General features: G+C 71.1%; 16 protein-coding genes. 11 read left to right on the forward strand and 5 right to left on the reverse strand.

Annotated features, from left to right (window positions below; all coding sequences use genetic code 11):
- Positions 1 to 323 precede the first annotated feature (323 nt).
- The 11 genes from uvrC (at position 324) to pgi (ending at position 14427) form a co-directional block, all read left to right on the forward strand.
- Positions 324 to 2444 (forward strand): excinuclease ABC subunit UvrC, encoded by a 2121-nt coding sequence (gene uvrC, locus DEJ50_RS25530; protein ID WP_150210443.1) that lies wholly within the window; start codon positions 324 to 326, stop codon positions 2442 to 2444.
- Entirely contained in the window at positions 2441 to 3376 is a 936-nt protein-coding gene (rapZ, locus tag DEJ50_RS25535) for an RNase adapter RapZ (protein WP_150210444.1), read from the forward strand. The genes uvrC and rapZ overlap by 4 nt, the downstream gene beginning before the upstream one ends.
- On the forward strand, positions 3373 to 4422 hold the full coding sequence (locus DEJ50_RS25540) for a uridine diphosphate-N-acetylglucosamine-binding protein YvcK (RefSeq protein ID WP_150210445.1): 1050 nt from the start codon (positions 3373 to 3375) through the stop codon (positions 4420 to 4422). Before rapZ ends, DEJ50_RS25540 begins: the two co-directional genes overlap by 4 nt.
- On the forward strand, positions 4413 to 5402 hold the full coding sequence (gene whiA, locus DEJ50_RS25545; protein ID WP_150210446.1) for a DNA-binding protein WhiA: 990 nt from the start codon (positions 4413 to 4415) through the stop codon (positions 5400 to 5402). Before DEJ50_RS25540 ends, whiA begins: the two co-directional genes overlap by 10 nt.
- Positions 5403 to 5570: 168 nt before the next feature.
- A complete protein-coding gene (locus DEJ50_RS25550; protein WP_150210447.1) occupies positions 5571 to 8552 on the forward strand; it encodes a M14 family metallopeptidase in 2982 nt (993 codons plus the stop codon).
- A gap of 198 nt (positions 8553 to 8750) precedes the next feature.
- A complete protein-coding gene (gene gap, locus DEJ50_RS25555) occupies positions 8751 to 9755 on the forward strand; it encodes a type I glyceraldehyde-3-phosphate dehydrogenase (RefSeq protein ID WP_150210448.1) in 1005 nt (334 codons plus the stop codon).
- A 129-nt stretch (positions 9756 to 9884) separates the two neighbouring features.
- Positions 9885 to 11096 carry a phosphoglycerate kinase gene (locus tag DEJ50_RS25560; RefSeq protein WP_150210449.1) on the forward strand — a complete coding sequence of 404 codons (1212 nt, stop codon included), beginning with the start codon at positions 9885 to 9887 and terminating at the stop codon, positions 11094 to 11096.
- A gap of 6 nt (positions 11097 to 11102) precedes the next feature.
- The gene (gene tpiA, locus DEJ50_RS25565; RefSeq protein ID WP_150210450.1) at positions 11103 to 11879 is read left to right on the forward strand and encodes a triose-phosphate isomerase; all 777 of its coding nucleotides are present in this window, start codon (positions 11103 to 11105) and stop codon (positions 11877 to 11879) included.
- A 112-nt stretch (positions 11880 to 11991) separates the two neighbouring features.
- Entirely contained in the window at positions 11992 to 12228 is a 237-nt protein-coding gene (gene secG, locus DEJ50_RS25570) for a preprotein translocase subunit SecG (protein WP_150210451.1), read from the forward strand.
- Positions 12229 to 12293: 65 nt separating this feature from the next.
- Complete coding sequence (locus DEJ50_RS25575; RefSeq protein WP_007263454.1) at positions 12294 to 12629, forward strand: RNA polymerase-binding protein RbpA; 336 nt, start codon at positions 12294 to 12296, stop codon at positions 12627 to 12629.
- Positions 12630 to 12771: 142 nt separating this feature from the next.
- Positions 12772 to 14427: a glucose-6-phosphate isomerase gene (gene pgi, locus DEJ50_RS25580; RefSeq protein ID WP_150212357.1), complete on the forward strand. Its 1656-nt coding sequence runs from the start codon at positions 12772 to 12774 to the stop codon at positions 14425 to 14427.
- Between the two features lie 134 nt (positions 14428 to 14561).
- Here the strand turns inward: pgi and pgl are convergent, their stop codons facing one another.
- From pgl to tkt, 5 genes are all read right to left on the reverse strand, one after another.
- Positions 14562 to 15344 (reverse strand): 6-phosphogluconolactonase, encoded by a 783-nt coding sequence (gene pgl, locus DEJ50_RS25585; RefSeq protein ID WP_150210452.1) that lies wholly within the window; start codon positions 15342 to 15344, stop codon positions 14562 to 14564.
- Between the two features lie 658 nt (positions 15345 to 16002).
- On the reverse strand, positions 16003 to 17058 hold the full coding sequence (gene opcA / locus DEJ50_RS25590; protein ID WP_150210453.1) for a glucose-6-phosphate dehydrogenase assembly protein OpcA: 1056 nt from the start codon (positions 17056 to 17058) through the stop codon (positions 16003 to 16005).
- Positions 17055 to 18584, reverse strand: coding sequence for a glucose-6-phosphate dehydrogenase (zwf, locus tag DEJ50_RS25595; RefSeq protein ID WP_411757639.1), 1530 nt, complete (start codon positions 18582 to 18584; stop codon positions 17055 to 17057). The genes opcA and zwf overlap by 4 nt, the downstream gene beginning before the upstream one ends.
- A gap of 5 nt (positions 18585 to 18589) precedes the next feature.
- Positions 18590 to 19708 (reverse strand): transaldolase, encoded by a 1119-nt coding sequence (gene tal, locus DEJ50_RS25600; protein WP_150210454.1) that lies wholly within the window; start codon positions 19706 to 19708, stop codon positions 18590 to 18592.
- A gap of 39 nt (positions 19709 to 19747) precedes the next feature.
- Positions 19748 to 21835 carry a transketolase gene (tkt, locus tag DEJ50_RS25605; RefSeq protein WP_150210455.1) on the reverse strand — a complete coding sequence of 696 codons (2088 nt, stop codon included), beginning with the start codon at positions 21833 to 21835 and terminating at the stop codon, positions 19748 to 19750.
- Positions 21836 to 21875 lie beyond the last annotated feature (40 nt).

The following is a 21875-nucleotide window of genomic DNA, read 5'->3' on the forward strand; positions in this document are numbered from 1 at the left end:
GACCCCGAAGCCCAGCCCGGACCCGTACGCCGGCCCCGGCCCAGCCCCGGGCAAGAGCGGACCCGCGCCGCAGCGGGGCCAGGGCCCGGACGCGGCCCCGAAGCCAGGCTCGGCCCCGGGCAAGACCGGGCCCGGGCCGGAGCGGGGCCAGGGCTCGGGCCGGGTCCGGACGCCGGGCCGGGCCCCGGCCCCGGGCCAGAGCGGACCCGCGCCGCAGCAGGGCCCGGGCGCCGCCCCGCGCCCGTCCCACCCCGGTCACCCCCCCCGCCGGCCGCCACCGGCCACCGCCCCCCTTGTCCGACCGCGCCAGTAGGGTGGTTGGCATGGCCGACCCCTCCAGCTACCGCCCCCAACCGGGCCAGATCCCCGACTCCCCGGGCGTCTACCGCTTCCGCGACGAGCACCGCCGGGTGATCTACGTCGGGAAGGCCAAAAGCCTGCGCCAGCGCCTGGCCAACTACTTCCAGGACGTGGCCGGCCTGCACCCCCGTACCGCGACCATGGTGACCACCGCCGCCTCCGTCGAGTGGACCGTGGTGGCCACCGAGGTCGAGGCGCTTCAGCTGGAGTACTCCTGGATCAAGGAGTACGACCCCCGGTTCAACGTCAAGTACCGCGACGACAAGAGCTACCCCTCCCTCGCCGTCACCCTCAACGAGGAGTACCCCCGCGTCCAGGTCATGCGCGGCCCCAAGAAGAAGGGCGTGCGCTACTTCGGGCCGTACGCCCATGCCTGGGCCATCCGCGAGACCGTCGACCTGATGCTCCGCGTGTTTCCCGTACGCACCTGCTCCGCCGGGGTGTTCAAGCGGTCCGCCCAGATCGGCCGGCCCTGCCTGCTCGGCTACATCGGGAAGTGCTCGGCGCCCTGCGTCGGCCGGGTCACCCCCGAGGAGCACCGGGAACTGGCCGAGGACTTCTGCGAGTTCATGGCCGGCAAGACCGGCACCCACCTCTCCCGCCTCGAGAAGCAGATGCACGAGGCCGCCGAGGAGATGGAGTACGAGAAGGCCGCCCGGCTGCGCGACGACATGGGGGCGCTGCGGCGCGCCATGGAGAAGAACGCCGTCGTGCTCGCCGACGCCACCGACGCCGACCTGATCGCGGTCGCCGAGGACGAGCTCGAAGCCGCCGTGCAGATCTTCCACGTGCGCGGCGGCCGGGTCCGCGGCCAGCGCGGCTGGGTCACCGACAAGGTGGAGGCCGTGGACACCGCCGGTCTGGTCGAGCACGCCCTCCAGCAGCTCTACGGCGAGGAGAGCGGCGAGAGCGTGCCCAAGGAGGTGCTGGTCCCGGCCCTGCCGGAGGACGCCCCCGCGCTGAGCGAGTGGCTCGCCGGACGGCGCGGGTCCAACGTCAGCCTGCGCATCCCGCAGCGCGGCGACAAGAAGGCCCTCATGGAGACCGTCCACCGCAACGCCCAGCAGTCCCTCGCCCTGCACAAGACCAAGCGCGCGAGCGATCTCACCACCCGCTCCCGGGCCCTGGAGGAGATCGCCGGGGCCCTGGAGCTGGACAGTGCCCCGCTGCGCATCGAGTGCTTCGACATCTCGCACCTCCAGGGGGACGACGTGGTCGCCTCGATGGTGGTGTTCGAGGACGGGCTGGCCCGCAAGAGCGAGTACCGGCGGTTCCAGATCAAGGGCTTCGCCGGGCAGGACGACGTACGGTCCATGCACGAGGTGGTGTCCCGGCGGTTCCGCCGGTACCTCCAGGAGAAGCTGAAGACGGGGGAGTGGGAGGGCGAGGAGGACGGCTCCGGCGAGATCCGGCCCGAGGACGACGGACGGCCCAAGCGGTTCGCCTACCCGCCGCAGCTGGTCGTGGTCGACGGCGGGCAGCCGCAGGTCGCCGCCGCCGCGCGGGCCCTGGCGGAGCTCGGTATCGACGACGTCGCCGTCTGCGGGCTGGCCAAGCGGCTGGAGGAGGTCTGGCTGCCCGGCGAGGACGACCCGGTCGTCCTGCCCCGCACCAGCGAGGGGCTGTATCTGCTCCAGCGGGTGCGTGACGAAGCCCACCGGTTCGCGATCCAGTACCAGCGGAGCAAGCGGGGCAAGCGGCTCAAGGCCGGACCGCTGGACGAGGTACCCGGCCTCGGCGAAAGCCGCAAACAGGCCCTCGTCAAGCATTTCGGTTCGGTGAAGAAGCTGAGACAGGCCACAATTGACCAGATCTGCGAGGTCCCGGGCATAGGCCGGAAGACGGCCGAGACCGTGGCCGTGGCCCTCGCCCAGGCCGCCCCCGCCGGCCCTGCCGTCAACACGGCGACAGGAGAGATCATTGAGGATGAGAACCCTGTGGGCCCCGTGCCTGCGGGACCCTCGTCCGAGGGGGGATCGGAAGCGGAACCCGAGCCGGGACCGGAGCCGGGATCCGAGACAGTATTCGAGCGGGGATCTGAGCCGGTGTCCGCACCGGGATCCGAACGGGGAGCCGAGAAATGACCGCGCACGACCGAGACGGAGCACAGGTGAGTACGGGCACGACAGTGGAGCCCGGCGAGGCCGCCGAGGCGGCCATCCCCGAGCTGGTGATCATCTCCGGCATGTCCGGAGCAGGCCGGAGCACGGCCGCCAAGTGCCTCGAGGACCTCGGCTGGTTTGTCGTGGACAACCTCCCGCCGGCCCTCATCCCCACCATGGTGGAGCTGGGCGCCCGCTCCCAGGGCAATGTGGCGCGGATCGCCGTCGTCGTCGACGTCCGGGGCCGCCAGTTCTTCGACGCACTCCGCGAGGCCCTCGCCGACCTCGACTCCCGCGGGGTCACCCGGCGCATCGTCTTCCTGGAGTCCTCCGACGACGCCCTGGTCCGCCGCTTCGAGTCGGTCCGCCGCCCGCACCCCCTCCAGGGCGACGGCCGTATCGTCGACGGCATCGCCGCCGAGCGCGACCTGCTGCGCGAGCTGCGCGGGGACGCCGACCTGGTGATCGACACCTCCAGCCTGAACGTGCACGAGCTGCGCGCGAAGATGGACGCCCAGTTCGCCGGGGACGAGGAGCCCGAGCTCCGCGCCACCGTCATGTCCTTCGGCTACAAGTACGGCCTCCCCGTGGACGCCGACCTCGTGGTGGACTGCCGGTTCATCCCCAACCCGCACTGGGTCCCGGAGCTGCGCCCCTTCACCGGCCTCAACGAGGAGGTGTCCGGCTACGTCTTCAACCAGCCGGGCGCCAAGGAGTTCCTCGACCGGTACGCCGAGCTGCTCCAGCTCATCGCCACCGGCTACCGCCGCGAGGGCAAGCGCTACGTGACCATCGCGGTCGGCTGCACCGGCGGCAAGCACCGCAGCGTGGCCATGTCCGAGAAGCTCGCAGCCCGCCTCGCCTCCGAGGGAGTCGAGACCGTCGTGGTACACCGGGACATGGGGCGCGAGTGACCGGACGGAGCCTGCGGCTGCGCCGCCTGCGCCGGCTGACCGCGGGGCGTGACGAAACGTCCCGGGCGGCCCGCCGGCGCGGCGCCCAGCCCAAGGTGGTCGCCCTCGGCGGCGGCATGGGCCTGTCGGCCTCCCTGGCCGCGCTGCGCCGTATCACCGGGGACCTGACGGCCGTGGTGACCGTCGCCGACGACGGCGGCTCCAGCGGCCGGCTCCGCGAGGAGCTCGGCGTACTGCCCCCGGGCGACCTCCGCAAGGCGCTGGCCGCGCTGTGCGGGGACGACGACTGGGGCCAGACCTGGTCCCGGGTCATCCAGCACCGCTTCGAGTCCCGCGGCGACCTGCACGAGCACGCGGTCGGCAACCTGCTGATCGTCGCCCTCTGGGAACAGCTCGGCGATCACGTCCAGGCCCTCGACCTGGTCGGGAAGCTGCTCGGGGCGCAGGGGCGGGTGCTGCCGATGTCGGCGGTCCCGCTGGAGCTGCAGGCCCTGGTCCGCGGCCACGACCCGGCCCGCCCGCAGGACGTGGACACCGTCTGCGGGCAGGCCACGGTGGCCCTCACCCCCGGCGAGGTGCAGTCCGTGCACCTGGTTCCGTCCGACCCGCCGGCCGTGCCGGAGGCCGTCGAGGCGGTGCTGGACGCCGACTGGGTGGTGCTCGGCCCGGGCTCCTGGTTCTCCTCCGTGATCCCGCACCTGCTGGTGCCCGAACTGCTCGACGCGCTGTCCCGGACGAAGGCCCGGCGGGTCCTCTCGCTGAACCTCGCACCGCAACCCGGCGAAACAGAGGGCTTCTCTCCGCAGCGTCATTTGGAGGTTTTGGCCCGACACGCCCCTAAACTCGCCCTGGACGTGGTGCTGGCCGACCAGGCCGCCGTGCCCGACCGCGAGTCCCTCGCCGATGCCGCAAAACGCTTCGGTGCCGCGGTCGAGCTGGCGCCGGTGGCCAGGGAGGACGGCTCCCCGAAGCACGACCCGGAGCTGCTGGCCGCCGCGTACGACCGTATTTTTCGGATGCATGGAAGGATCGGCCCATGGCGATGACGCCAGCGGTGAAGGATGAGATCTCGCGGCTCCCCGTCACCCGGACCTGCTGTCGGAAGGCGGAGGTCTCGGCGATTCTTCGGTTCGCGGGCGGGCTGCACCTGGTGAGCGGGCGGATCGTCATCGAGGCGGAGCTGGACACCGGCATCGCGGCCCGCCGGCTCCGCAAGGACATCCTGGAGATCTTCGGCCACTCCTCCGACCTGGTGGTGATGGCCCCCGGCGGGCTGCGCCGTGGCAGCCGGTACGTCGTACGCGTGGTCGCCGGCGGCGACCAGCTCGCCCGCCAGACCGGGCTCGTGGACGGCCGCGGACGGCCCATCCGGGGTCTGCCCCCGCAGGTGGTCTCCGGGGCCACCTGTGACGCCGAGGCGGCCTGGCGCGGTGCCTTCCTGGCCCACGGCTCGCTGACCGAGCCCGGCCGGTCCTCCTCCCTGGAGGTCACCTGCCCGGGCCCGGAGGCCGCCCTGGCCCTGGTGGGCGCCGCCCGGCGGCTCTCCATCGCCGCCAAGGCGCGCGAGGTGCGCGGGGTGGACCGGGTCGTGGTCCGGGACGGCGACGCGATCGGGGCCCTGCTGACCAGGCTCGGCGCGCACGAGTCGGTGCTGGCCTGGGAGGAGCGCCGGATGCGGCGCGAGGTCCGCGCCACCGCCAACCGGCTGGCCAATTTCGACGACGCCAACCTGCGCCGCTCGGCGCGGGCCGCGGTGGCCGCCGGTGCGCGGGTGCAGCGGGCCCTGGAGATCCTCGGCGAGGAGGTCCCCGAACACCTCGCCGCGGCCGGGCGGCTGCGGATGGAGCACAAACAGGCCTCCCTGGAGGAGCTCGGCGCGCTCGCCGACCCGCCGCTGACCAAGGACGCGGTCGCGGGCCGGATCCGCCGCCTGCTGGCGATGGCCGACAAGCGGGCCCAGGACCTGGGCATCCCCGGCACCGAGTCGAACCTCACCGAGGAAATGGCAGACAACCTGAGCGGCTGAGGCGCCCGGGTGGGCGGTCGTGCCCGCAGGGCGGCACGACCGCGCCACACCGCGGGCCGTACCGGACACGATCGCCTGCACGACCGGCACGCCCCATTGACACGCCCATGCCGCGGTCGTGAGCCTGGCGTCCGACGCTTTCGTGGCTGACGACGCCCAGGGGGGCATATGAGGCACCGCGCGAGATCGATCCTCGCCGCTAGCGCACTCGTCATCGGTTCACTCGCCGCCGCACCCATGGCGGCCCAGGCCCAGTCCCCGTCCCGGTCCCAGGACCGGCCCGCCGGCCCCGACGTGGCCGCCGACGAGGTACGGGTCTACGACGCCGACATCACCCGGGAACAGGTACCGCTCGTCCTCGCCGCCGGCCAGGACGCCCACGAGCTCGGTGAACGGGCCCCCGAGCACGGCACCGCCAAGGTCGAGCTCTTCCTCACCGGGGCCCAGGCCAGAGCCCTCGGCGCCCAGGGGATCAAGCTCGCCGAACACAGGGCCCCCGCCGGAGCCTCGGCCCGCGCCCGGGCCGCCGGAGACGGCGTCTTCCGCCCGTACAGCGGCAAGGGCGGCCTCCAGGAGGAGATCGTCCGGACCGGCCAGACCCACCCCGGCCTCGCCAAGGTCGTCTCCCTCGGCAAGACCGTCCAGGGCAAGGACATCCTGGCCGTCAAGGTCAGCAAGAACGCCCGGCAGGCCAAGGACGGCGCCAAGCCCGCCGTGCTGTACATGTCCAACCAGCACGCCCGCGAGTGGATCACGCCGGAGATGACCAGGCGGCTGCTCCACCACTACCTCGACAACTACGGCAAGGACCGGCGCATCACACAGCTGGTCGACTCCACCGAGCTCTGGTTCGTGATCTCCGCCAACCCGGACGGCTACGACTTCACCCACGCTCCCGACGGCGAGCGGCTGTGGCGCAAGAACCTCCGGGACAACAACGGCGACGGCAGGATCACCACCGGAGACGGGGTCGACCTCAACCGGAACTTCTCCTACAAGTGGGGCTACGACAACGAGGGTTCCTCGCCGAACCAGTCCAGCGAGACCTTCCGCGGCGCCGGCCCGGGCTCCGAGCCCGAGACCGTCGCCCTGGACCGCTTCCAGAAGCGGATCGGCTTCGAGTACGGCATCAACTACCACTCCGCCGCCGAGCTGCTCCTCTACGGCGTCGGCTGGCAGGTGGCCACCCCCACCCCCGACGACGTGCTCTACAAGGCGCTCGCCGGCACCCCGGAGAACCCTGCGGTCCCCGGCTACCACCCACAGCTCTCCTCCGAGCTGTACACCACCAACGGCGAGGCCGACGGCCACGCCGCCAACGTCAACGGCATGATGATGTTCACGCCCGAGATGACCACCTGCCGGACCGCCTCGCAGAGCGATCCCGATGACCCGTGGCGGCCCGAGGACTGCGCCTCCGGGTTCAACTTCCCGGACGACGAGAAGCTCATCCAGGCGGAGTTCGCCAAGAACATCCCCTTCGCGCTGTCCGTCGCCGAAACCGCCGGCCACCCCGACCGGCCCGCCTCCGTCGTCGGCCTGAACGCCGCGGACTTCACCCTCGATCCCTTCACCACCTCCTGGGCCGGCCGCGGCCAGGACCAGGAGATCGCGGTGACCGCCCGCACGTCGCTCCGCGACAAGGAGCTCAACTACCGCATCAACGGCGGCCGTACCCACGACGAGGACCTCGAGGCCTGGAAGGGCGGCGAGACCTACGGCGGCGAGGACAACCTCTGGTTCGACGAATACCGGGCCGAGGTCGAGGACGCCCGGCCGGGGGACACGGTCGAGGTCTGGTTCACCGGCCGCGACCGCACCACCGGCAAGCGGGTCTCCAGCGAGCACTTCACCTACACCGTGGCCGAACGGCCCCGGGCGGACGTCCTGGTGATCGCCGAGGAGGGGGCCGCCGCCCGGCACGCCCAGGCCTATGTCGACGCGCTGCGCGCGAACGGCCGGCAGGCCGCCGTCTGGGACGTCGCCGTCCAGGGCGCCCCGCACCGGCTCGGGGTCCTCTCCCACTTCTCCACCGCCGTCCACTACACCGGCGACCGGAGCCCCGGAGGCCCCACCCAGCTCGCGCTCCGCGCCTTCCTCAACGAGGGCGGCAAGCTGATCGAGGCGGGTGAGCGGGCGGGCGGCAACGCCCAGGTCGGCCCGGCCGTCACCGACGACTTCAGCCAGTACTGGCTGGGCGCCTACGGGCGCGCCGCAGTCAAGGGCCCCCACGGCTTCACCGGCGCGGGCGCACTGGGCGGAGCCGCCGGCGGGCTGGCGGGCGCCGAGGGCAACCCGCTGGACACCCCCGGCTCCTACACCATCACCTCCGACAGCCTCGCCCCCGCGCAGTTCCCGCAGTTCAAGAGCGCTCAGGCAGGCCAGTACGCCGGGGTGACCAACCCGTACGCCCCGTATGCGGGCACCGGGATGGCCTCGGCCACCCACGAGGACGACGACTGGCAGCGGCTGTCCCGGACGGTGGACCTCACCGGGGTCACCGCCGCCGACAAGCCGGTCCTGAAGACGGCCCTCCACTGGAACACCGAGCCGGGCTACGACCACGCCGTCCTGGAGGCCCGTACCGCGGGCGGCGACGACTGGACCACGCTGCCCGAGGCCGGCGGGCTGACCACCACCACCGTGCCCGCGGAATGCGAGGCCGGGTTCTTCCTCGACAGCCATCCCTTCCTGGGCCGTTACCTGACCCGGGGCGCAGCGGGCTGCACCCCGGCCGGCAGCAGCGGGACGTGGAACAGCTTCACCGGCTCCTCCGCCGGCTGGAAGCAGGTCGAGTTCGACTTGAGTGCATACGCGGGCAAGAAGGTCGAACTCTCCCTTTCCTACATCACCGACCCCGGCTCCGGCGGCCGGGGCGTGTTCACTGACGAGGCACGGCTGTCCGTCGGCGGCACCGACCAGGCCGCGGAGGGCTTCGAAACCTCGCTGGGGGGCTGGACGGCCCAGGGTGCACCTGCCGGAAGTCCCGAAGTTCCGGGCGATTGGTCCCGTACCGGAGAGCTCTTCAAGTCCTTCGCCGCCGTCACTACCCGTGACACGGTGCTGCTCGGCTTCGGCCTCGAACACCTCCCGGTGGCCGGGGACCGAGCCGTACTGATCGGTAAGGCACTGCGTTCACTGCACCGCTGACCCGATCCTGACCCTGAGTGACGGAGGGCGACCTCCCGGAGGGCCCGTACCGGGCACATGGGTACGGGCCGCCGGGGCGCGTCGGGTCACAGTCGATGTCACTCGGAGCCTCACGGAGAGGTAGGGTCGTAAGCGGTCGGGGACATCCCATTCAGATCGCCGGCGTCCAGACCGGCGCACCAACGAGGAGATCGGTTCGTGACGATCCGCGTAGGCATCAATGGTTTTGGCCGTATCGGCCGCAACTACTTCCGGGCGCTCCTGGAACAGGGGGCGGACATCGAGATCGTCGGTGTCAACGACCTGACTGACAACGCCACCCTGGTGCACCTGCTCAAGTACGACACCATCCTGGGCCGCCTCAAGGCCGAGGTCAGCCACACCGACGACACGATCACCGTCGGTGGCAACACCTTCAAGACCTTCGCCGAGCGTGACCCCGCGAAGCTCCCCTGGGGCGAGCTGGGCGCCGACATCGTCATCGAGTCCACCGGCATCTTCACCAAGCGCGAGGACGCCGCCAAGCACCTCGCCGCCGGCGCGAAGAAGGTCCTCATCTCGGCTCCGGCCAAGAACGAGGACATCACCATCGTGATGGGCGTCAACCAGGACAAGTACGACGCGGCCAGCCACGACGTCATCTCCAACGCCTCCTGCACCACCAACTGCGTGGCGCCGATGGCCAAGGTTCTCGACGAGAACTTCGGCATCGTCAAGGGCATGATGACCACGGTCCACGCGTACACCAACGACCAGCGGATCCTGGACTTCCCGCACTCGGACCTGCGCCGCGCCCGCGCCGCCGCCGAGAACATCATCCCGACCTCCACCGGTGCCGCCAAGGCCACCGCGCTGGTCCTCCCGCAGCTCAAGGGCAAGCTGGACGGCATCGCCATGCGCGTCCCGGTCCCGACCGGCTCGGTAACGGACCTGGTCCTGGAGCTCGACCGCGAGGTCACCAAGGACGAGATCAACGCCGCCTTCCAGAAGGCCGCCGAGGGCCAGCTCAAGGGCATCCTCGACTACACCGAGGACGCGATCGTCTCCTCCGACATCGTGAACTGGCCGGCCTCCTGCACCTTCGACTCCTCCCTGACCATGGTCCAGGGCAAGCAGGTCAAGGTCGTCGGCTGGTACGACAACGAGTGGGGCTACTCCAACCGCCTCGTCGACCTCACCGTCTTCGTCGGCGGCCAGCTCTAAGCCCCAGGGCACAGGCACCGCGATGTGAAGCACAGGGCTCGGGCAGCGCGACGAAGCGCTGTGCGAGCCCTGTTGCTTGCCTCGTTTACCTTGGTCCGGGCTTTGAAGCTTCGAAGGAGTCAGAAACACATGAAGACGATCGACGAACTGCTTTCCGAGGGTGTCTCCGGCAAGCGGGTCTTCGTCCGCGCCGACCTCAACGTGCCGCTTTCCGACGGCACCATCACCGACGACGGCCGCATCCGCGCCGTGCTGCCGACCATCGCGAAGCTCGCCGAGGCCGGCGCCCGCGTGGTCGTCGCCTCGCACCTGGGCCGCCCCAAGGGCGCCCCGGACCCGGCCTTCTCGCTCGCCCCCGCCGCCCGGCGGCTCGGCGAACTGCTCGGCGCGGACGTCGCGTTCGCCACCGACACGGTCGGCGCCTCCGCCAAGGAGACCGTCGCCGCCCTCGCCGACGGCAGGGTCGCCGTCCTGGAGAACCTGCGCTTCAACGCCGGTGAGACCTCGAAGGACGACGCCGAGCGCGGCGCCTTCGCGGACGAGCTCGCCGAGCTCGCCGACCTCTACGTCGGCGACGGCTTCGGCGCCGTGCACCGCAAGCACGCCTCGGTCTTCGACCTGCCCGCGCGCCTCCCGCACGCGGCCGGCTACCTCATCGCCACCGAGGTCGGTGTCCTCAAGAAGCTCACCGCCGAGGTCAAGCGCCCGTACGTGGTCGTCCTCGGCGGCGCCAAGGTCTCCGACAAGCTCGCCGTCATCGACGAGCTGCTCGGCAAGGCCGACCGCCTGCTGATCGGCGGCGGCATGGCCTACACCTTCCTCTACGCCAAGGGGTACGAGGTAGGCATCTCCCTGCTCCAGAAGGACCAGGTGGACAAGGTCACGGAGTACATGGCCCGCGCCGAGGCCAACGGCGTCGAGCTGGTCCTCCCGGTGGACGTGCTGGTCTCCGCGGACTTCCCGGACCTCAAGGGCAAGACCCCGGCCGACTACGAGACCGTCGACGCGGACAAGATCCCCGCCGACAAGGAGGGCCTGGACATCGGCCCCAGGACCCGCGAGCTCTACGCCTCGAAGATCGCCGATGCCGAGACCGTCTTCTGGAACGGCCCGGTGGGCGTCTTCGAGCACCCCGACTACGCCAAGGGCACGAAGGCCATCGCCCAGGCCCTGCTCGACAGCCCCGGCTTCACCGTCGTCGGCGGCGGCGACTCCGCCGCGGCCGTCCGTACGCTGGGCTTCGACGAGAATGCCTTCGGCCACATCTCGACCGGTGGCGGCGCCAGCCTCGAATACCTCGAGGGCAAGACGCTTCCCGGCCTCGCCGCTCTGGAGGACTGAACAAAAGTGACTGACCGTACCCCGCTGATGGCGGGCAACTGGAAGATGAACCTCAACCACCTCGAGGCCATCGCCCACGTCCAGAAGCTCGCCTTTGCGCTCGCCGACAAGGACTACGAGGCCGTCGAGGTCGCGGTGCTGCCGCCCTTCACCGACCTCCGCTCGGTCCAGACCCTGGTCGACGGCGACAAGCTGAAGATCAAGTACGGCGCCCAGGACATCTCGGCGCAGGACTCCGGTGCCTACACCGGTGAGATCTCCGGCCTGATGCTGTCGAAGCTGAAGTGCACGTACGTGGCCGTCGGCCACAGCGAGCGCCGCCAGTACCACGGCGAGACCGACGAGATCTGCAACGCCAAGGTGAAGGCCGCCTTCAAGCACGGCCTCACGCCGATCCTCTGCGTCGGCGAGGGCCTGGACGTCCGCAAGGCCGGCCGGCAGGTCCCGCACACGCTGGCGCAGGTCGACGGCGGCCTCAAGGACGTCCCGGCCGAGCAGGTCGAGTCCATCGTGATCGCCTACGAGCCCGTCTGGGCGATCGGCACCGGCGAGGTGGCCACCCCCGAGGACGCCCAGGAGGTCTGCGGGGCGATCCGCGGCCGGCTGGCCGAGCTGTACTCCCAGGAACTGGCCGACAAGGTCCGCATCCAGTACGGCGGCTCGGTGAAGTCCGGCAACATCGCCGCGATCATGGCCCAGCCGGACGTCGACGGTGCCCTGATCGGCGGCGCGGCGCTGGACGCCGACGAGTTCGTCAAGATCGTCCGGTTCCGCGACCAGTAGGGTGGCCGTGAGTATGCGGTAGGACGGATCCGTCGTACCCTTGCGGGGGCCAGGAGGGCTGAAACAGCAGCCCCTGGCCCCCGCATCAATTCCAAGGAAGTAGGGTCCAGCCGTGATTATGGGGTTCTCGATCGCCCTGATCGTCTTCAGCCTGCTGCTGATGCTGCTGGTGCTGATGCACAAGGGCAAGGGCGGCGGCCTCTCCGACATGTTCGGCGGCGGTATGCAGTCCTCCGTCGGTGGTTCCTCGGTCGCCGAGCGCAACCTCGACCGGATCACCGTGGTGATCGGTCTGCTGTGGTTCGCGTGCATTGTCGCTCTCGGCCTGCTGATGAAGTCCAGCAGCTGACCCCAACTCGGGTACAGCGCGGTACACTCACGCTTCGCGGCACCATCACGCAGGGAGTTACGACCGTGGCAAGTGGCAACGCGATCCGTGGAAGTCGGGTCGGAGCGGGGCCGATGGGCGAGGCCGAGCGCGGCGAGTCCGCACCCCGCCTGCGCATCTCCTTCTGGTGCTCCAACGGGCACGAGACGCAGCCGAGCTTCGCCAGCGATGCGCAGGTCCCGGACACCTGGGACTGCCCGCGCTGCGGATTCCCGGCCGGCCAGGACCGGGACAACCCCCCGGCGCCGCCGCGCACCGAACCGTACAAGACCCACCTGGCATACGTACGGGAGCGCCGTACCGACGCCGACGGCGAGGCGATCCTCGCCGAAGCCCTCGCCAAGCTCCGCGGCGAGATCTGAACCGTGCAGGACTTCGGGCCCGGCCCGCTGGAGAGCTTCTCCAGCGGGCCGGGCCCGTTTGTGTGCCTCGGTCCGGTTCTGATCCTTTAAGTTGGGGGGTGGCGGGGCACAACAGGACGGAAGAAGTGGGTTGATGTCCGAGATGAACGCAGACGGCCGCAGCAGGCTCAACCGGACCCCCGAGTGGCTGGCACTCGGCAAGCACCGGGAAGAACTGGGGCAGACACATCTGCGGGAGCTGTTCGAGGCGGACCCGGGCCGGGGCACCGGCTACACCCTGCAGGTCGGCGACCTGCACATCGACTACTCCAAGCACCTGGTGACCGACGAGACGCTGGCACGCTTGCGGGAACTCGCGGCGGCCACCGGCGTCGCGGAACTCCGCGAGGCCATGTTCCGCGGCGAGAAGATCAACACGACCGAGGACCGGGCGGTCCTGCACACCGCGCTCCGCGCGCCGGCCGGCACGGTCGTCGAGGTGGACGGGGAGGACGTCGTCCCGGGCGTGCACGCGGTCCTGGACAAGATGGCCGCCTTCTCCGACCGGGTCAGGTCGGGGGAGTGGAAGGGCCACACCGGCAAGCGGATCCGCAACGTGGTCAACATCGGCATCGGCGGCTCCGACCTCGGACCGGCGATGGCCTACGAGGCGCTGCGCGCCTTCACCGACCGGGACCTCACGCTGCGGTTCGTCTCCAATGTGGACGGCGCGGACCTGCACGAGGCGGTCCGCGGACTCGACCCGGCCGAGACCCTGTTCATCGTCGCCTCGAAGACCTTCACCACCATCGAGACGGTCACCAACGCGACCTCGGCACGCGCCTGGCTGCTGGCGGGGCTGGGCGGCGACAACGCGGCGGTGGCCCGGCACTTCGTCGCCCTGTCGACGAACGCCGAGAAGGTCACCGAGTTCGGCATCGACCCGGCGAACATGTTCGAGTTCTGGGACTGGGTCGGCGGCCGGTACTCCTTCGACTCCGCGATCGGCCTCTCCCTGATGATCGCCATCGGGGCCGACGCCTTCCGGGAGATGCTGGCCGGCTTCCGACTGGTCGACGAGCACTTCCGGACCGCCGCACCCGAGGACAACGCCCCTCTGCTGATGGGCCTGTTGGGCATCTGGTACGGCGCGTTCTTCGACGCCCAGTCGCATGCCGTGCTCCCGTACAGCCACTACCTGTCGCGTTTCACGGCCTACTTGCAGCAGCTGGACATGGAGTCCAACGGCAAGTCGGTGGACCGGGACGGGAATCCGGTCGACTGGGGGACCGGCCCGGTGGTGTGGGGCACCCCCGGCACCAACGGGCAGCACGCCTACTACCAGCTGATCCACCAGGGCACCAAGGTGATCCCGGCGGACTTCATCGGCTTCGCCCGCCCGGTCGCCGAACTCCCGCCGGGGCCGGCCGCCCAACACGACCTGCTGATGGCCAACTTCTTCGCGCAGACCCAGGCGCTGGCCTTCGGCAAGACCCCGGACGAGGTCCGCGCGGAGGGCGTCGCCGAGGAGCTGGTCCCGCACAAGACCTTCCGCGGCAACCACCCGACGACCACCATCCTGGCCACCGAGCTCAGCCCGTCGGTCCTGGGGCAGCTGATCGCCCTGTACGAGCACAAGGTGTTCGTCCAGGGGGCGGTGTGGAACATCGACTCCTTCGACCAGTGGGGCGTCGAGCTCGGCAAGGTGCTGGCGAAGCGGGTGGAGCCGGCCCTGGTCGCGGGCACGGAGGTGCCGGGCCTGGACCCGTCGACGAAGGCGCTGGTCGCGAGGTACCGGGAGCTGCGGGGCCGGTCCTGAGGGCGCGCTGACCGGCTGATCCTCTGATCCTCTGATCCTCTGAGCGGAAGAGCGCCGCGCACCGGTGGTCCGGTGGGCGGCGCTCTTGCGTGAGGGTGAGGTCCGGCTTTCCGATTCCTCCGGGCTCTCCGGGTTCAGGAGAGCGCGGGCGGGTACATCCCGCGGGGCAGCTTCGCGGCGGCGGTGCGGTCGAGCAGCCAGAGGGTGCGGGACCGCCCGTGCGCGGCTGCGGCCGGGGCCTGCACCCCGCCGGCCCCGCCGAGCGCGATCGCGACCGCCCCGGCCTTGTCCTCGCCGGCGGCGAGGAGCCAGACCTCGCGGGCCGACCGGATGGCGGGCAGGGTGAGGGAGATCCGGGTGGGCGGCGGCTTGGGCGCACCGTGTACGCCGACCACGGTGCGGGTCTGTTCGTAGGTGGCGGGGTGCTCGGGGAACAGGCTCGCGACATGGGTGTCGGGGCCGACCCCGAGCATCAGCACGTCGAACTGCGGGACCGGGCCGTGGTCCTCGGGGGTGGCCGCGGCGCGGAGCTCCTCCGCGTAGGCGGCGGCTGCGGCGTCCGCGTCGGTGCCGTACGGGCCGTCGGAGGCGGGCATGACGTGTACGCGGGCGGGGTTTAGCGGGACGGAATCCAGCAGCGCAGCGCGGGCCTGGGTGTGGTTGCGCTCGGGGTCGTCGGCGGGGAGGTACCGCTCGTCGCCCCACCAGAGGTCGAGGCGGCTCCAGTCGACGGCGTCCCGGGCGGGGGCGGCGGCGAGGGCGGTGAGGAGGCCGTTGCCGTTACGGCCGCCGGTCAGCACGATGGAGGCGGTGCCGCGGGCGGCTTGTGCGTCGACGATCTTGGTGATCAGCCGGGCTGCGGTGGCCTGGGCCATCAGGTCTTTGTCGCGGTGGACGACGACCTGGGGTGTCGTCATGCCCATGGTGGTGCCGCCTTCTTGTCGGTTGTGGTGTGTGGGGCTCTGCGGGTGGGGCGGGGCCGCTGCGCGGAGCTGTTCCCCACCCCGCCCCTTCCCGAAACCGGGGCTCCGCCCCGGACCCCGCCCGGTACCCCGGGCCGCGCTCGGACGGTGTGGGGCTGCGCCCCGACCCGGTCCGGTACCCGGGCTTCGCCCGGACCCTGCGGGGGCCGTGCCCGGGACCCGGTCCGGTACCCGGGCCGCGACCGGGCGGTGTGGGGCTGCGCCCCGACCTGGTCCGGTACCCCGGGCTTCGCCCGGACCGTGTGGGGCTGGCCCCGGTCCGGTACCCGGGCTGTGCCCGGACCGTGTGGGGCCGTGCCCCGGACCCGGTGCGGGGTGCGGAGCTCGTCCGGCGCCGCCTTCGGGGCTGCGCCCCGGCCCGGTGGGGTGCTTGGGCTTTGCCCAGCGTGGCTTTCGGGGCTGTGCCCCGGACCCCTCCGGTACCCGGGCCGGGCCCGGACCGTGTGGGGCTGCGCCCGGTCGCTTTCGGGGCCGTGCACCGGGTCGGCCTGCGGCCCCGCCGGTGCGCAGCCCCACAACCGGGGCGCGGAGCCCCGGGAGTGGGGCAAGGCCCGCCGTCGGAGCCCGGGGGCTGCGGCGGCGGGCCTGGGGGTCACTTGGACGGGGTTTTCTTGGATGCCGCCGCCGGCTTCGCGGCGGGCTTGGACGGCGCCGGAGTGGCGTCGGCCACGGCCGGGGCCGGGTCGGGCTTCGCCGGGGCCGGGCCGGCCTTCGACGGGTTGGCCGTGTTCAGCCGGGCCACCCCGAACTTCAGCGCGGACTCGTACGTATTGTCCGGGTCCAGTCGCCGCAGCTCCTCCGCCAGGAGTTCCGCCGTCTCCCGCCGCTTCAGTGCCACCGACCGGTCCGGCTGCCCCGGCATGCACAGCGTCGCCAGGGAGCCGTCCGCCCGGTCCAGGACGATGTCGCCGTCCTTGGTCTCCAGGCGGACCGCCGTCAGGCCCGGCCCCCGCGACAGCATGCGCGTCACCGGGACCTCGAGGCGGTCGGCCAGCCACATGCCGAGCAGCTCGCAGCTGGGGTTGTCGTCCTCGCCCTCGACCGTGGCCGAGGTCACCGACAGTGCCTGCTGGTCCAGCGCCGCGGCCAGCATCGAGCGCCACGGGGTGATCCGGGTCCAGGACAGGTCGGTGTCGCCCGGCGCGTACGCCGCCGCCCGGTTGCCGAGCGCCCCGATGGGGTCCTCGCAGGCGTAGGTGTCGGTGATCCGGCGCTGGCCCAGCGCGCCCAGCGGGTCGCCGGCCACGTCGGTCGGTGCGTCCTGCGGCCACCAGACCACCACCGGGGCATCCGGCAGCAGCAGCGGCAGGACCACCGACTCGGCGTGGTTGACCAGCTCGCCGTGCAGGCGCAGCACAACCGTTTCGCCAGTGCCGGAGTCCGTCCCGACGCGGACCTCCGCGTCGAGCCGGGCGTCCCGCCGCGACCGCGGCGAGCGGCTGACCCGCCGGATCACGACCACGATCCGCGAGGGGTGCTCGTGGGACGCGTCGTTCGCCGACTTCAGCGCGTCGTACGCGTTCTCCTCGTCGGTGACGATGACCAGGGTGAGCACCATGCCGATGGCAGGCGTGCCGATGTCCCGGCGCGCCTGCACCAGCGCGGAGTTGATCTTGCTGGAGTTGGTCTCCGTGAGATCGATCTTCATGGCCGCCGCCAGCTCCGTCCGTCTCGTGCGAGCATCTCGTCCGCCTCGACCGGCCCCCAGGTGCCTGCCGGGTACTGGGCGGGCTTGCCGTGCTTGTCCCAGTACTCCTCGATCGGGTCGAGGATGTTCCAGGACAGCTCGACCTCCTGGTGGCGGGGGAAGAGGTTCGCGTCGCCCAGGAGGACGTCGAGGATGAGGCGTTCGTAGGCCTCGGGGCTGGATTCCGTGAAGGACTCGCCGTACGCGAAGTCCATCGTCACGTCCCGGACCTCCATCGAGGTGCCGGGGACCTTGGAGCCGAACCGGACCGTCACGCCCTCGTCCGGCTGGACCCGGATGACCAGGGCGTTCTGCCCGAGCTCCTCGGTCGCGCCCGACTCGAACGGCAGGTAGGGAGCCCGCTTGAAGACCACCGCGATCTCCGTGACCCGGCGGCCCAGGCGCTTGCCGGTCCGCAGGTAGAACGGGACGCCCGCCCAGCGGCGGTTGTTGATCTCCAGGCGGATGGCCGCATAGGTGTCGGTCTTGGAGCTCGGGTCGATCCCGTCCTCCTCGAGATACCCGACGACCTTCTCGCCGCCCTGCCACGCGCCCGAGTACTGGCCGCGCACGGTGTGCTTGCCCAGGTCCTCCGGCAGCTGCACCGCCGTCAGCACCTTCAGTTTCTCCGCCACCAGCGCCTTGGGGTGGAAGGAGCCGGGCTCCTCCATCGCGGTCAGCGCGAGCAGCTGGAGCAGGTGGTTCTGGATGACGTCGCGGGCGGCACCGATGCCGTCGTAGTAGCCGGCCCGGCCGCCGATGCCGATGTCCTCGGCCATGGTGATCTGCACGTGGTCCACATAGGACCGGTTCCAGATCGGCTCGAACATGGTGTTGGCGAAGCGGAGCGCCAGGATGTTCTGGACGGTCTCCTTGCCGAGGTAGTGGTCGATCCGGAAGACCTCGTCACGGGGGAACACCTCGTGGACGACCTTGTTCAGCTCCTCGGCGCTCTTCAGGTCGTGTCCGAAGGGCTTCTCGATGACGGCACGCCGCCAGGAGCCCTCCTTCTGCGCCAGCCCGTGCTTCTTGAGCTGCTGGACCACCTTGGGGAAGAACTTCGGCGGCACGGAGAGGTAGAAGGCGAAGTTGCCGCCCGTGCCCTGCTGCTTGTCGAGCTCCTCGATCGTCGCCACGAGCGTCTCGAACGCGGCGTCGTCGTCGAAGTCGCCCTGGACGAACCGGCAGCCCTGGACCAGCTGCTGCCAGACTTCCTCCCGGAAGGGGGTGCGCGAGTGCTGCTTGACGGCCTCGTACACCTCCTGGGCGAAGTCCTCGTGTTCCCATTCCCGGCGGGCGAAGCCGATCAGCGAGAAGCCCGGTGGCAGCAGCCCTCTGTTCGCCAGGTCGTAGATGGCGGGCATCAGCTTCTTGCGCGACAGGTCACCCGTAACGCCGAAAATGACCAGGCCGGACGGCCCCGCGATACGCGGGAGCCGCCGGTCCTGTGCGTCACGAAGCGGGTTGTTCGCTCCGTTAACTGACAAAATGCTCAGTCCTCCGCAGGGGTGAGGCGCGCCAGCTCCGCCTCGGTCGACTTCAGCAGGTCGTTCCAGGACGCCTCGAACTTCTCGACGCCCTCGTCCTCGAGCAGCTGAACGACATCGTCGTACGAGATGCCCAGCTTCGCGACCGCTTCGAGCTCGGCGCGCGACTGGTCGTAGGTGCCGCGGACCGTGTCGCCGGCGACCTCGCCGTGGTCGGCGGTGGCCTCCAGGGTGGCCTCCGGCATGGTGTTGACCGTGCCCGGGGCGACCAGGTCCACCACGTACAGGGTGTCCTTGTACGCCGGGTCCTTGACGCCGGTCGAGGCCCACAGCGGGCGCTGCTTGTTGGCCTGGGCCTTGTCCAGGGCGGCCCAGCGCTCGGAGGAGAAGACCTCCTCGTAGGCCTCGTAGGCCAGACGGGCGTTGGCGAGCGCCGCCTTGCCCTTGAGGGCCTTGGCCTCGTCGGTGCCGATGCCGTCCAGGCGCTTGTCGATCTCGGAGTCCACGCGGGACACGAAGAAGGAGGCGACCGAGTGGATCAGGGACAGGTCCAGGCCGGCGGCCTTGGCCTTCTCCAGACCCGCCAGGTACGCGTCCATGACCTCGCGGTAGCGCTCCAGCGAGAAGATCAGCGTGACGTTGACGCTGATGCCACGGCCGATGACCTCGGTGATCGCCGGCAGGCCGGCCTTGGTCGCCGGGATCTTGATCAGCGTGTTCGGGCGGTCCACCAGCCAGGCCAGCTGCTTGGCCTCGGCGACCGTGGCCACGGTGTTGTGGGCCAGCCGGGGGTCGACCTCGATCGACACCCGGCCGTCCTGGCCGTCGGTCGCGTCGAACACCGGGCGGAGGATGTCGGCCGCGTCGCGGACGTCCGCCGTGGTGATCATCCGGATCGCCTCGTCGACGGTGACCTTGCGGGCGGCGAGGTCCGCGAGCTGCTGCTCGTAGCCGTCACCGCTGCTGATCGCCTTCTGGAAGATCGACGGGTTGGTGGTGACACCGACCACGTGCTGCTGGTCGATCAGCTCGGCCAGGTTGCCGGACGTGATGCGCTTGCGGGACAGGTCGTCCAGCCAGATCGCCACGCCTTCGTCGGAGAGGCGCTTGAGTGCGTCTGTCATGGGAATTGCATCTCCTACTGGTGCTTTGGGGTACGGGCGTCAGCGCGCGGCGGCGGCGAGCGAGTCCTTCGCGGCGGCGGCCACTGCCTCGGCGGTGAAGCCGAACTCGCGGAACAGCACCTTGGCGTCGGCGGAAGCGCCGAAGTGCTCCAGCGAGACGATCCGGCCGGCGTCGCCGACGTACTGGTGCCAGGTCAGGCCGATGCCCGCCTCGACCGCGACGCGCGCCGTGACCGAGGCCGGCAGAACGGTCGCCTTGTAGGCCTCGTCCTGCTCCTCGAACCACTCGACGGACGGCATCGAGACCACCCGGGTCGGGATGCCCTCGGCCTGGAGCTGCTCGCGCGCGTCCACGGCCAGGTGCACCTCGGAGCCGGTGGCGATGAGCACGACCTGCGGCGCGCCGCCGTCGGCCTCGAACATCACGTAACCGCCCTTGGCGGCGTCCTCGTTGCGCTCGTACGTCGGCACGCCCTGGCGGGTCAGCGCCAGACCGTGCGGGGCGCCCTTGCCGAACACCTTGGTGTGGCGCTTGAGGATCTCGCGCCAGGCGATGGCGGTCTCGTTGGCGTCGGCCGGGCGGACGATGTTCAGGCCCGGGATGGCGCGCAGCGAAGCGAGGTGCTCGACCGGCTGGTGGGTCGGACCGTCCTCGCCGAGGCCGATGGAGTCGTGGGTCCACACGTACGTCACCGGCAGGTGCATCAGAGAGGACAGCCGGACGGCGTTGCGCATGTAGTCGGAGAACACCAGGAAGGTGCCGCCGTAGATGCGGGTGTGGCCGTGCAGGGCGATGCCGTTCATGGCCGCGGCCATGGCGTGCTCGCGGATGCCGTAGTGGATGGTGCGGCCGTACGGGTCGGCCTCCGGCAGCGGGTTGCCCTTCGGCAGGAACGAGGAGTTCTTGTCGATGGTGGTGTTGTTGGAGCCGGCCAGGTCGGCCGAGCCGCCCCACAGCTCGGGGATGACCGCGCCGAGCGCCTGGAGCACCTTGCCGGAGGCGGCGCGGGTGGCGACACCGGTACCGGGCTCGAAGACGGGGAGCTTGTCCTCCCAGCCCGCGGGGAGCTCGTTGGCCTGGATCCGGTCGAACTCGGCGGCGCGCTCCGGGTTGGCGGTGCGCCAGGCGGAGAAGTCCTTCTCCCACGCGGCCTTGGCCTCGCGGCCACGGTCCAGCGCCTTGCGGGTGTGCGCGATGACCTCGTCGGAGACCTCGAAGGTCTGCTCCGGGTCGAAGCCGAGGACGCGCTTGGTGGCGGCCACCTCGTCGTCGCCGAGCGCCGAGCCGTGCGAGGCCTCGGTGCCCTGGGCGTGCGGGGCCGGCCAGGCGATGATCGAGCGGGCCGCGATGAAGGAGGGCCGGCCGGTCTCGGCCTTGGCCGCCTGCAGGGCCTCGAACAGGGCCTTCGGGTCAAGGTCGCCGTTGGCCTGCTGGGCCACCCGCTGGACGTGCCAGCCGTAGGCCTCGTACCGCTTGAGGGTGTCCTCGGAGACGGCGGTCTCGGTGTCGCCCTCGATGGAGATGTGGTTGTCGTCCCACAGCAGCACCAGGTTGCCGAGCTTCTGGTGGCCGGCCAGCGCGGACGCCTCGTGCGAGATGCCCTCCTGGAGGCAGCCGTCACCGGCGATCGCGTAGACCATGTGGTCGAACGGGGAGGTGCCGGGGGCGGCCTCCGGGTCGAACAGGCCGCGCTCGTAGCGGGCGGCCATGGCCATGCCCACCGCGTTGGCGATGCCCTGGCCGAGCGGGCCGGTGGTGGTCTCCACGCCGGCCGTGTGGCCGTACTCCGGGTGGCCGGGCGTCTTCGAACCCCAGGTACGGAACGCCTTCAGGTCGTCCAGCTCCAGGCCGAAGCCCCCCAGGTACAGCTGCGTGTACAGGGTGAGGGACGAGTGGCCGGCGGAGAGCACGAAACGGTCGCGACCCACCCATTCCGGGTCCGCCGGGTCATGCCGCATCACCTTCTGGAAGAGGGTGTAGGCGGCGGGGGCCAGGCTCATGGCCGTGCCCGGGTGGCCGTTTCCTACCTTCTGGACCGCATCCGCGGCCAGGATCCGGGCGGTGTCAACGGCCCGCTGGTCCAGTTCGGTCCACTCGAGCTCTGTGGTCGTCGGCTTGGTGCTCACCGTGAGTCAGGGCTCCTCTCCACATGTCTGTTGTCCCGGT

It is taken from the genome of Streptomyces venezuelae, assembly GCF_008642295.1.
GTDB lineage: Bacteria > Actinomycetota > Actinomycetes > Streptomycetales > Streptomycetaceae > Streptomyces > Streptomyces venezuelae_C.

What these genes read in the sequence shown, in the direction of transcription:
- uvrC (WP_150210443.1), top strand. Translation starts at nt 324, where the DNA reads ATGGCCGACCCCTCCAGCTACCGCCCCCAACCGGGCCAGATCCCCGAC.
- rapZ (WP_150210444.1), top strand. Translation starts at nt 2,441, where the DNA reads ATGACCGCGCACGACCGAGACGGAGCACAGGTGAGTACGGGCACGACA.
- whiA (WP_150210446.1), top strand. Translation starts at nt 4,413, where the DNA reads ATGGCGATGACGCCAGCGGTGAAGGATGAGATCTCGCGGCTCCCCGTC.
- DEJ50_RS25550 (WP_150210447.1), top strand. Translation starts at nt 5,571, where the DNA reads ATGAGGCACCGCGCGAGATCGATCCTCGCCGCTAGCGCACTCGTCATC.
- DEJ50_RS25560 (WP_150210449.1), top strand. Translation starts at nt 9,885, where the DNA reads ATGAAGACGATCGACGAACTGCTTTCCGAGGGTGTCTCCGGCAAGCGG.
- pgi (WP_150212357.1), top strand. Translation starts at nt 12,772, where the DNA reads ATGAACGCAGACGGCCGCAGCAGGCTCAACCGGACCCCCGAGTGGCTG.
- pgl (WP_150210452.1), bottom strand. Translation starts at nt 15,344, where the DNA reads ATGACGACACCCCAGGTCGTCGTCCACCGCGACAAAGACCTGATGGCC.
- opcA (WP_150210453.1), bottom strand. Translation starts at nt 17,058, where the DNA reads ATGAAGATCGATCTCACGGAGACCAACTCCAGCAAGATCAACTCCGCG.
- tal (WP_150210454.1), bottom strand. Translation starts at nt 19,708, where the DNA reads ATGACAGACGCACTCAAGCGCCTCTCCGACGAAGGCGTGGCGATCTGG.